The 11,473-nt window shown below is 68.2% G+C and carries 7 protein-coding genes and 1 tRNA gene; all 8 read left to right on the top strand.

Annotated elements, in window-relative coordinates; genetic code table 11:
- Positions 1-898: 898 nt before the first annotated feature.
- The 8 genes from dnaN (at position 899) to ACFWI9_RS13625 (ending at position 10,884) form a co-directional block, all read left to right on the top strand.
- Positions 899-2,029, top strand: coding sequence for a DNA polymerase III subunit beta (gene dnaN, locus ACFWI9_RS13660; protein WP_387161654.1), 1,131 nt, complete (start codon positions 899-901; stop codon positions 2,027-2,029).
- A gap of 134 nt (positions 2,030-2,163) precedes the next feature.
- Positions 2,164-3,042 carry a phosphogluconate dehydrogenase (NAD(+)-dependent, decarboxylating) gene (gene gnd, locus ACFWI9_RS13655; RefSeq protein ID WP_387161606.1) on the top strand — a complete coding sequence of 293 codons (879 nt, stop codon included), beginning with the start codon at positions 2,164-2,166 and terminating at the stop codon, positions 3,040-3,042.
- An 87-nt stretch (positions 3,043-3,129) separates the two neighbouring features.
- The gene (gene recF / locus ACFWI9_RS13650; RefSeq protein WP_387161605.1) at positions 3,130-4,251 is read left to right on the top strand and encodes a DNA replication/repair protein RecF; all 1,122 of its coding nucleotides are present in this window, start codon (positions 3,130-3,132) and stop codon (positions 4,249-4,251) included.
- Entirely contained in the window at positions 4,248-4,802 is a 555-nt protein-coding gene (locus ACFWI9_RS13645; protein ID WP_387161603.1) for a DUF721 domain-containing protein, read from the top strand. Before recF ends, ACFWI9_RS13645 begins: the two co-directional genes overlap by 4 nt.
- A 494-nt stretch (positions 4,803-5,296) precedes the next feature.
- Complete coding sequence (gene gyrB, locus ACFWI9_RS13640; protein ID WP_387161653.1) at positions 5,297-7,366, top strand: DNA topoisomerase (ATP-hydrolyzing) subunit B; 2,070 nt, start codon at positions 5,297-5,299, stop codon at positions 7,364-7,366.
- Between the two features lie 41 nt (positions 7,367-7,407).
- Positions 7,408-10,017 (top strand): DNA gyrase subunit A, encoded by a 2,610-nt coding sequence (gyrA, locus tag ACFWI9_RS13635; RefSeq protein WP_387161601.1) that lies wholly within the window; start codon positions 7,408-7,410, stop codon positions 10,015-10,017.
- Positions 10,018-10,113: 96 nt separating this feature from the next.
- Positions 10,114-10,728, top strand: coding sequence for a DUF3566 domain-containing protein (locus tag ACFWI9_RS13630; protein ID WP_387161651.1), 615 nt, complete (start codon positions 10,114-10,116; stop codon positions 10,726-10,728).
- A gap of 82 nt (positions 10,729-10,810) precedes the next feature.
- Positions 10,811-10,884, top strand: a tRNA-Ile gene (locus ACFWI9_RS13625).
- Positions 10,885-11,473: the final 589 nt, after the last annotated feature.

Here is an 11,473-nt window from a genome sequence, read left to right as displayed (position 1 = left end):
GGGCATGGTCCCGGGGCGCCCTTCGGCGTCACAGGGGAAGGGGGCGCCCCTCGGCGTCACAGGGGAAGGGGGCGCCCCTCGGCGTGATGGAGGAAGGGGAGCACGCCTCGGCGTTCGGTGCTCAGCGGCTGGGCGGGCTGTTCGAATACCCACCAGTGCGGGCCAGTTCTCCACAGAAGTTGGGAAGATCCACCGTCCACAGCCTGGGGACTCGCGAGTTGTCCAGACCGTATCCACAGCCGATCCCACGGACACTTCATCACACCAGGTCAGCTGGTTGTGGAATTGTGGCCAACGGACTTCCACAGACTGTGGATGAACACGGTGTCCACAGGCTGCGATCTCGGTTGTCCCCACCCTGCCCACAGGCTGAGGCCAGTTGCCCACAGCTTGTGCACATGGCTGTCCACTGTTCGGCAACGAAACACCCGACCTCACCGGACCGAGTGAAAGGCGTCACACCAAGCTGCCAGGTTGGCCTGTGGGCAACCCGGGGAAAGCTGGGGACAGCGCTGGGGAGAACTCCCCATGGCCTGTGCACGGGGTGTGCAGAACTTTCGCGCGTCCACAGACAGCCCCGGTTGTCCACCGGCTCCACCCACAGGGGCAGTGGACAAAAAAGCGGCTCTGAGCTGCGCAGACGGGGTTATCCACGGTTTCCACAGGCCCTACTACTACTCCCACTTAGAGTTAGCCAGGAATCCGCTTCGAAGCGGGTGCTGTGCACAACTCGGCGCCGGACCTCTGGCCATCGCTTGTCCCGACTTGACCCCGAGCCGCACCGAGTGTCGGTGCCGTGCGTCAGACTGGTCTCCGGCATCACCCCGGTTCCCCGCCGGCAGCCATGCCGACCACGAAGGCCAGCAGAGCGAGCGAGCAACAGCAGGAGGCGGTTCCGGTGAAGATCCGGGTGGAGCGCGATGTACTCGCGGAGGCGGTGGCGTGGGTGGCCCGGAGCCTCCCGGCACGTCCGCCGGCGCCCGTTCTCGCGGGCCTTCTTCTGAAGGCGGAGGACGGCGCGCTCAGCTTCTCCAGCTTCGACTACGAGGTCTCGGCGCGGGTCTCCGTCGAGGCAGAGGTCGAGGAGGACGGCACCGTCCTCGTCTCCGGCCGCCTGCTGGCCGACATCTGCCGCGCCCTCCCGAACCGTCCGGTGGAGATCTCCACAGACGGTGTACGGGCCACCGTGGTCTGCGGCTCGTCCCGCTTCACCCTCCACACCCTGCCTGTGGAGGAGTACCCGGCGCTGCCGCAGATGCCGACCGCGACCGGCACGGTCCCCGGCGAGGTCTTCGCCTCCGCCGCCGCCCAGGTCGCCATCGCCGCCGGACGGGACGACACCCTCCCGGTGCTCACCGGCGTACGCATCGAGATCGAGGGCGACACGGTCACGCTGGCCTCCACCGACCGCTACCGCTTCGCGGTCCGTGAGTTCCTGTGGAAGCCCGAGTCCCCCGACGCCTCCGCGGTCGCGCTGGTGCCCGCGAAGACGCTGCTGGACACCGCCAAGGCGCTGACCAGCGGTGACACGGTCACCCTGGCGCTCTCCGGCTCCGGTGCGGGTGAGGGCCTGATCGGTTTCGAGGGCGCCGGCCGCCGCACCACCACCCGGCTTCTCGAAGGCGACCTGCCGAAGTACCGGACGCTGTTCCCCACAGAGTTCAACTCGGTCGCGGTGATCGAGACCGCCCCGTTCGTCGAGGCCGTCAAGCGTGTCGCCCTGGTGGCCGAGCGCAACACCCCGGTGCGGCTCACCTTCGAGCAGGGCGTGCTGATCCTGGAGGCCGGCTCCAGCGACGACGCACAGGCTGTGGAGCGCGTGGACGCCCGGCTGGAAGGCGATGACATCTCGATCGCCTTCAACCCGAACTTCCTGCTGGACGGTCTGAGCGCCATCGACTCCCCGGTCGCGCAGCTCTCCTTCACCACCTCCACCAAGCCCGCCCTGCTCAGTGGCAAGCCGGCGGTGGACGCGGAGGCGGACGAGGCGTACAAGTACCTGATCATGCCGGTGCGGCTCAGCGGCTGACCTGCGCGGACACCGGCGACAGTCCGCTCTCCCGGGGCCCTCGTACGAGCGATCGACCCCACAGGTGTGCACCCGCGTCCGGGCGTAGGCTCGGACGCGGGTACAGAACTGCACACGACCTGAAGGAATCACTGATGGAGCTCGGTCTCGTCGGCCTCGGCAAGATGGGCGGCAACATGCGCGAGCGGATCCGCCGCGCAGGCCACACCGTGATCGGTTACGACCGCGATCCGGATCTCGCCGACGTCCACAGCCTTGAGGAGCTTGTGGACAAGCTGGAGGGTCCCCGGGTGGTGTGGGTGATGGTGCCCGCGGGTCACGCGACCCAGGCCGTCATAGACGAGCTGGCAGGACTGCTGTCGCCCGGCGACATCGTCGTGGACGGCGGCAACTCCCGCTGGACCGACGACGAGCGGCACGCCGTCGAGCTGGGCATCAAGGGCATAGGTTTCGTGGACTGCGGTGTCTCCGGCGGCGTCTGGGGCCTGGAGAACGGCTACGCGCTGATGTACGGCGGCAGCGAGGAGCATGTCGCCAAGGTCCAGCCGATCTTCGACGCCCTGAGGCCCGAGGGTGACTTCGGTGCGGTGCACGCGGGCAAGGTGGGTGCCGGCCACTTCGCGAAGATGGTCCACAACGGTATCGAGTACGCCATGATGCAGGCCTACGCCGAGGGCTGGGAGCTGCTGGAGAAGGTCGACTCGGTCACGGACGTACGCGAGGTCTTCCGCTCCTGGCAGGAGGGCACGGTCATCCGCTCCTGGCTGCTCGATCTGGCGGTCAACGCGCTGGACGAGGACGAGCACCTGGACAAGCTGCGCGGATACGCACAGGACTCCGGCGAGGGCCGTTGGACTGTGGAAGCCGCCATCGACCACGCGGTACCGCTGCCCGCGATCACGGCCTCGTTGTTCGCGCGGTTCTCGTCCCGCCAGGATGACTCACCGCAGATGAAGATGATCGCCGCTCTGCGGAACCAGTTCGGCGGGCACGCGGTCGAGGCCAAGAAGTAGTCCACAGGCTGTGCGCGGAGGTCCGTGCGCATGTGCACGGTCTGCAGCTGAGCACGGAGCAGTAGCCGGGGGAGGTCGGCGTTCCATATGCATGTCACGCATCTGTCGCTGGCCGACTTCCGCTCGTACGCCCGGGTCGAGGTCCCGCTCGACCCGGGCGTCACCGCCTTCGTCGGGGCCAACGGGCAGGGCAAGACCAACCTGGTCGAAGCCGTCGGTTACCTCGCCACCCTCGGCAGCCACCGGGTCGCCTCCGACGCTCCGCTGGTTCGGATGGGAGCGGACCGTGCGTTCATCCGGGCCGCGGTCACTCAGGGCGAGCGATCCCAGCTGGTCGAGCTCGAGCTGAACCCGGGCCGGGCGAACCGTGCCCGGATCAACCGATCGTCGCAGGTCAGACCGCGCGATGTGCTCGGGATCGTCCGGACGGTGCTCTTCGCACCGGAGGATCTCGCGCTGGTCAAGGGCGACCCGGGAGAGCGGCGGCGGTTCCTGGACGAGCTGATCACCGCGCGGTCGCCGCGGATGGCGGGCGTGCGGTCGGACTACGAGCGGGTGCTCAAACAGCGCAACACCCTGCTCAAGACGGCCGCGATGGCACGCCGCCACGGTGGGCGCGGGGCCGATCTGTCCACCCTCGACGTGTGGGATCAGCATCTGGCCAAGGCCGGCGCGGAGCTGCTGGCGCAGCGGCTGGAGCTGATCGCGACGCTCCAGCCGCTCACCGACAAGGCATATGAACAGCTCGCCCCTGGGGGCGGACCGGTGGCACTTGAGTATCGGGGCTCGGCCGGCGGCGGAGGGCAGGGCCGAGCGGAGCTGTACGAGCAGCTGATCGCCGCGCTCGCCGATGTGCGCAAGCAGGAGATAGAGCGGGGCGTCACGCTCGTCGGACCGCATCGCGACGAACTGCTGCTCAAGCTGGGCGAGCTGCCCGCGAAGGGGTACGCGAGCCATGGCGAGTCCTGGTCGTACGCGCTGGCGCTGCGGCTGGCCTCGTACGACCTGCTTCGGGCGGAGGGCAACGAGCCGGTGCTGGTGCTCGACGACGTCTTCGCCGAGCTGGACGCCCGGCGCCGCGAGCGGCTCGCGGAGCTGGTCGCCCCGGGTGAGCAGGTCCTGGTGACGGCCGCGGTGGAGGACGACGTACCCGGGGTGCTGGCCGGGGCGCGCTATGCGGTGGCGGAGGGCGCGGTGGAGCGCGTATGAGCGGGAACGAAGCGGCGGGGGCGACTGGTGCCGCCGGTGTGCCGGAGCCGTCGGGTGTGGATCTGGCCCGGGTGGCGCTGCGGGCGGCCAAGGAGCAGGCTCGGGCACGCGGCGCGGCGGCCCAGGAGAAGCGGCAGGCCAGGCGGGGTGGCGGGCTGCGCTCCGGAGCCCGGGCGGACGGCCGCGACCCGCTGCCGCTGGGTGCCGCGATCAGCCGGCTGATCACCGAGCGGGGCTGGGAGACGCCCGCGGCGGTGGGCGGGGTGATGGGGCGCTGGCCGCAGATCGTCGGCGAGGACCTGGCGAAGCACTGCGTGCCGCTGCGGTACGACGAGGATCCGGACCAGCGGGTGCTGACGGTGCAGTGCGACTCGACGGCGTGGGCGACGCAACTGCGGCTGCTGGCGCCGCGGCTGGTCGCCCGCCTGAACGAGGACCTGGGCCAGGGCACGGTGCGCATGATCAAGGTCCTGGGGCCCGGCGGCCCCGCGCGCCGCTACGGGGTACTGCGGGCACCGGGGAGCGTGGGCCCGGGAGACACGTACGGCTGAGGCCGCACCCGAGGCGGTGCCCGACGGTGTCGGTGCCCGAGGGCGGCGGTGCTTGATCCGGCAGGTGGGCCGAGTTCCGTACGGGTCCGGGTGTGCGCATGCCGCGGTGGGCCGCGGCATGCCATCGAGAGCACGCGGCTTCGAAGCGGCGCCGAGCGTCCGCCGCGGTCTCCGCTCCCAGGTGCCGGACAGGCCGGGTTCCCCGTGCTGCCCGGCCCCCTGAAACCACCGTGACCCGTGAGGTGTCCCTCACCGTAGCCACGGGTTGACAGGCAGAAGCGCTCAACGCCCGTGTGAGCCTCTTGGAGCCCCTTCCTGGATATGGGGAGTCGGTCGGCGCCCGTTGAGGGCGGCACATGCGGACTCAGGTACCCGCAAACCCCCATTCGGGTCGGCGATACCGGTAGACTGGTGGGTAATCCCGCCGTGTAGGCGGGACAGTCGATTTAATGCCGAACGACGCAGCCGCTCCCGATCAGTCCGGAGAACGGCTCGTGCTGTGCCAGAAAGGGCGCTTCGTGGCCGATTCCGGCAACCCCAACGAGAACCTTCCGTCCACAGCTGCCGACGGGAACGGCGAGGCATCCTCGTCGTACGACGCCAGCGCGATCACCGTCCTCGAGGGCTTGGACGCGGTCCGCAAGCGGCCTGGCATGTACATCGGCTCGACCGGTGAGCGCGGACTGCACCATCTCGTCCAGGAGGTCGTGGACAACTCCGTCGACGAGGCCCTGGCGGGCCACGCGAGCAGGATCGATGTCACGATCCTCGCTGACGGCGGTGTGCGCGTGGTCGACGACGGTCGTGGCATCCCCGTGGACATCCACCCGGTGGAGAAGAAGCCCGCCGTCGAGGTCGTGCTCACCGTGCTGCACGCGGGCGGAAAGTTCGGCGGCGGCGGATACGCCGTCTCCGGTGGTCTGCACGGCGTCGGCGTGTCCGTGGTGAACGCGCTGTCGACCAGGGTCTCGGTCGAGATCAAGCGGGACGGCTTCCGCTGGACCCAGGACTACAAGCTGGGCGTGCCCACCGCGCCGCTGGCCAAGCACGAGGCCGTCGAGGACTCCGGCACGACGGTCACGTTCTGGGCCGACGGGGACATCTTCGAGACCACCGAGTACTCCTTCGAGACGCTCTCGCGCCGCTTCCAGGAGATGGCCTTCCTGAACAAGGGCCTCACCCTGACCCTGACGGACGAGCGCGAGTCCGCTAAGGCGACGGTCGGCGCAGACGACCCCGACGCCGAGGCCGCGGAGGAGCCGAAGGCCCGCACCGTCACGTACCACTACGAGGGCGGCATCGTCGACTTCGTGAAGTACCTCAACTCCCGCAAGGGAGAGCTGATCCACCCCTCGGTCATCGACATCGAGGCGGAGGACACGGAGAGGCTGCTCTCCGTCGAGGTCGCGATGCAGTGGAACTCGCAGTACAGCGAGGGTGTGTACTCGTTCGCGAACACCATCCACACCCACGAGGGCGGTACCCACGAGGAGGGCTTCCGCGCTGCCCTTACGGGTCTGGTCAACCGCTACGCACGCGACAGGAAGCTGCTGCGCGAGAAGGACGACAACCTCACGGGTGAGGACATCCGCGAGGGTCTGACCGCGATCATCTCGGTCAAGCTCGGCGAGCCCCAGTTCGAGGGCCAGACCAAGACCAAGCTGGGCAACACCGAGGCGAAGACCTTTGTCCAGAAGATCATTCACGAGCACCTCACCGACTGGTTCGACCGCAACCCCAACGAGGCGTCGGACATCGTCCGCAAGGGCATCCAGGCCGCCACGGCCCGGGTCGCCGCCCGCAAGGCCCGCGACCTCACCCGCCGCAAGGGTCTGCTGGAGAGCGCCTCGCTGCCGGGCAAGCTGTCCGACTGCCAGTCGAACGACCCCACCAAGTGCGAGATCTTCATCGTCGAGGGTGACTCCGCCGGCGGCTCGGCCAAGTCCGGCCGTAATCCGATGTACCAGGCCATCCTGCCCATCCGCGGCAAGATCCTGAACGTCGAGAAGGCACGGGTCGACAAGATCCTCCAGAACACCGAGGTCCAGGCCCTCATCTCGGCCTTCGGCACCGGTATCCACGAGGACTTCGACATCGAGAAGCTCCGCTATCACAAGATCATCCTGATGGCGGACGCCGATGTCGACGGCCAGCACATCAACACCCTGCTGCTGACCTTCCTGTTCCGCTTCATGCGGCCACTGGTCGAGGCGGGCCATGTGTATCTGTCCCGTCCCCCGCTCTACAAGATCAAGTGGGGCCGGGACGACTTCGAGTACGCCTACTCGGACCGTGAGCGGGACGCGCTGGTCGAGCTGGGCAAGCAGCACGGCAAGCGGATCAAGGAAGACTCGATCCAGCGCTTCAAGGGTCTCGGCGAGATGAACGCCGAGGAGCTGCGCGTCACCACGATGGACGTCGAGCACCGCGTACTCGGCCAGGTCACCCTGGACGACGCGGCGCAGGCGGACGACCTGTTCTCGGTGCTGATGGGCGAGGACGTCGAGGCACGGCGCTCCTTCATCCAGCGCAACGCCAAGGACGTCCGCTTCCTCGACATCTGAGTCGGTCTCAGCTGACCGCTCGAAAGGACTGAAGACCAGCAATGGCCGACGAGAAGACCCCCGCCACCACCGGTACCGAAGAGGAAGGCGCGCAGATGCGGATCGAGCCCGTCGGGCTCGAGACGGAGATGCAGCGCTCCTACCTCGACTACGCGATGTCCGTCATCGTCTCGCGTGCGCTGCCGGATGTACGGGACGGCCTCAAGCCCGTCCACCGCCGCGTGCTCTACGCGATGTACGACGGCGGCTACCGGCCCGAGAAGGGCTTCTACAAGTGCGCCCGTGTCGTCGGCGACGTCATGGGTACGTACCACCCGCACGGCGACTCCTCCATCTACGACGCGCTCGTGCGTCTCGCGCAGCCGTGGTCGATGCGGATGCCGCTGGTCGACTCCAACGGCAACTTCGGCTCCCCCGGCAACGACCCGGCCGCCGCCATGCGCTACACCGAGTGCAAGATGGCGCCGCTGTCGATGGAGATGCTCCGGGACATCGACGAGGAGACCGTCGACTTCCAGGACAACTACGACGGCCGCAACCAGGAGCCGACGGTCCTGCCGTCCCGCTTCCCGAACCTGCTGGTCAACGGCAGCGCAGGCATCGCGGTCGGTATGGCCACCAACATCCCGCCGCACAATCTGCGCGAGGTCGCGGCCGGTGCCCAGTGGGCGCTGGAGCACCCGGAGGCCAGCCACGAGGAGCTCCTCGACGCGCTGATCGAGCGGATCAAGGGCCCCGACTTCCCGACCGGTGCGCTGGTCGTGGGCCGCAAGGGCATCGAGGAGGCGTACCGCACCGGCCGCGGCTCCATCACGATGCGCGCGGTGGTCGAGGTCGAGGAGATCCAGAACCGCCAGTGCCTGGTGGTCACGGAGCTTCCGTACCAGGTCAACCCGGACAACCTCGCGCAGAAGATCGCCGACCTGGTGAAGGACGGCAAGGTCGGCGGTATCGCCGACGTCCGCGACGAGACCTCGTCCCGTACCGGCCAGCGCCTGGTCATCGTGCTCAAGCGGGACGCCGTCGCCAAGGTCGTCCTCAACAACCTCTACAAGCACACCGACCTCCAGACCAACTTCGGCGCCAACATGCTGGCGCTGGTCGACGGTGTGCCGCGCACGCTGTCGCTGGACGCGTTCATCCGCCACTGGGTGACGCACCAGATCGAGGTCATCGTCCGCAGGACGAAGTTCCGGCTGCGCAAGGCCGAGGAGCGGGCCCACATCCTGCGCGGTCTGCTCAAGGCGCTGGACGCGATCGACGAGGTCATCGCGCTGATCCGGCGCAGTGACACGGTCGAGGTCGCGCGCGCGGGCCTGATGGATCTGCTGGAGATCGACGAGATCCAGGCGAACGCGATCCTGGAGATGCAGCTCCGCAGGCTGGCGGCCCTGGAGCGGCAGAAGATCGTGCAGGAGCACGACGAGCTCCAGGCGAAGATCAACGAGTACAACGCGATCCTCGCCTCTCCCGAGAAGCAGCGGGCGATCGTCAGCGAGGAGCTCGCCGCCCTGGTGGAGAAGTTCGGCGACGACAGGCGCTCCAAGCTGATCCCCTTCGACGGTGACATGTCCATCGAGGACCTGATCGCCGAGGAGGACATCGTCGTCACCATCACGCGTGGCGGCTACATCAAGCGCACCAAGACCGAGGATTACCGCTCGCAGAAGCGCGGCGGCAAGGGCGTGCGCGGCACCAAGCTGAAGCAGGACGACATCGTCGACCACTTCTTCGTCTCCACCACGCACCACTGGCTGCTGTTCTTCACCAACAAGGGCCGGGTCTACCGGGCCAAGGCGTACGAGCTGCCGGACGCCGGCCGTGACGCCCGCGGGCAGCACGTCGCCAACCTGCTGGCCTTCCAGCCGGACGAGCAGATCGCGGAGATCCTCGCGATCCGCGACTACGAGGCCGTGCCGTATCTGGTGCTCGCCACCAAGGCGGGTCTGGTGAAGAAGACGCCGCTGAAGGACTACGACTCGCCGCGTTCCGGTGGTGTCATCGCGATCAACCTCCGGGAGACCGAGGACGGCGGCGACGACGAGCTGATCGGCGCCGAGCTGGTGTCGGCCGAGGACGATCTGCTGCTGATCAGCAAGAAGGCGCAGTCGATCCGGTTCACCGCCACGGACGATGCCCTGAGGCCCATGGGCCGGGCGACATCCGGTGTGAAGGGCATGAGCTTCCGCGAGGGCGACGAACTGCTCTCGATGAACGTGGTCCGGCCCGGTACGTTCGTGTTCACCGCCACCGACGGTGGTTACGCGAAGCGCACCGCTGTGGACGAGTACCGCGTCCAGGGTCGCGGCGGCCTCGGTATCAAGGCCGCCAAGATCGTGGAGGACCGCGGTTCGCTCGTGGGCGCGCTGGTGGTCGAGGAGACCGACGAGATCCTCGCCATCACGTTGTCCGGTGGTGTGATCCGTACGCGAGTCAACGAAGTCAGGGAGACGGGCCGTGACACCATGGGCGTCCAACTGATCAACCTGGGCAAGCGGGACGCCGTGGTCGGTATCGCGCGTAACGCGGAGGCGGGACGCGAGGCCGAGGAAGTCGATGGCGCGGAGGGTGCCGACGGCGCTGACGGTGTCGACGGGGCCGAGGACGGTGCCGTGGTGGCGGAGGCCGCCGCGGAGCGCGAGGAGCAGTAAGTGAGTGGAGCCGAGGGCGCCGGTCCGGGCGCCTCTGCCGGAGCCGCCGAATCCAATGGCGCCCACGGCTCCGCGGATGGCCCCCGGGGGGTTACGGTGACGGACACCGGGGGGCCCAGGCCCCCGTACGAGAACGACGGCGGGGAGCAGGAGCAGCCGGTGCAGCAGCAGGGAACGAAGCAGCCTTACCACCCGCCTCAGGCGTACCCGTCGCCCCAGGGCGACGAGGGCGCCCAGGGGGGTGGCCGGCAGTCGGGCACGGCGGCCGGACAGACAGCCACCGACGGGGCGGTACGCCGCCCTCGTACCGGGGCGACCACTCAGCCGAGGACCCGCAAGGCACGCCTGCGGGTCGCCAAGGCCGATCCGTGGTCGGTGATGAAGGTGAGCTTCCTGCTCTCCATCGCCATCGGCATCTGCACGATCATCGCCTCGGCGGTGCTGTGGATGGTCATGGACGCCATGGGTGTCTTCACGGAGGTCGGCAGGACGTTCAGCGACGCGACGACGGTCAGTGGCGAGGCCGGCGAGAACGGCGGCTTCGATCTGGAGTCGTTCCTCTCGCTGCCGCGCGTGCTTATCTTCACCTCGGTGATCGCCGTGATCGATGTGGTGCTGGCCACAGCGCTGGCGACGCTCGGAGCGTTCATCTACAACATCTCCGCCGGGTTCGTGGGCGGGATCGAGCTGACGCTCGCGGAGGACGAGTAGGCGAAGGTCCGGGGGGTAGAGAACCGATTTTGGGACTACCCCCCACGTGCGCTAACCTTCAGGAGTCAGCGCGCAGCGCGGCGGGGCTATAGCTCAGTTGGTTAGAGCGCATCCCTGATAAGGATGAGGCCACAGGTTCAAATCCTGTTAGCCCCACATTGCTTAACACCAGGTCAGAAGGCCGGTAGATCCTAGTGATCTACCGGCCTTCTGTCTGTGTTGATCTTGTGAGTCCGCTACTCGTCCGACCTCGCTCTTGGGGCCATGCCCTGGAGTCGCTGCGGCGCAGAGTGCGAGTGGTACGAATACGGCCGCCGACCCTTGACCGGCTACCGGAGCCGTCTGCTGCGCCTACCGATATCGCCGCTGGTCAGAGGCCTACAGAGCCTCCGAGTGTTTTGGGAACACTGTTCGCGGCTTGGCACGTCCGCCGCGCCCTCGGCTCGGTGCGGCCGATCGGGTTGCTGATCAGCGACTTGGTGCGGGTCGGATGGCCGCTGCATGTGGGGGGTGATCACCTGGCGATGCCTGTACGCCCGGCTGTCTTGTCGCGCAACTGCGCGTCGGGCGTCATCGTGTCCGACGTGAAGGGAATGAGATGGGCCAAAGCCAAAGTCGGGTGGCGGGGGATGGGGCGGTGGGACATGCCACGTTCAGTGGTCGCCCTGGAAGGATGCCGTCGAGCGGGCGGTTGGGCCGGTACGTGCTGGGGCTGCTGCTGTCCCTGGTGATGGCGGCGGCGGCA

The sequence above is a fragment of the Streptomyces sp. NPDC127084 genome (assembly GCF_042724175.1).
In the GTDB taxonomy this organism is placed as follows: domain Bacteria; phylum Actinomycetota; class Actinomycetes; order Streptomycetales; family Streptomycetaceae; genus Streptomyces.
This window is presented reverse-complemented; position numbering and strand designations above follow the sequence as displayed.

Coding starts and splice junctions, on each gene's coding strand:
- recF (WP_387161605.1), top strand. CDS start 3,130: ATGCATGTCACGCATCTGTCGCTGGCCGACTTCCGCTCGTACGCCCGG.
- gnd (WP_387161606.1), top strand. CDS start 2,164: ATGGAGCTCGGTCTCGTCGGCCTCGGCAAGATGGGCGGCAACATGCGC.
- gyrA (WP_387161601.1), top strand. CDS start 7,408: ATGGCCGACGAGAAGACCCCCGCCACCACCGGTACCGAAGAGGAAGGC.
- ACFWI9_RS13645 (WP_387161603.1), top strand. CDS start 4,248: ATGAGCGGGAACGAAGCGGCGGGGGCGACTGGTGCCGCCGGTGTGCCG.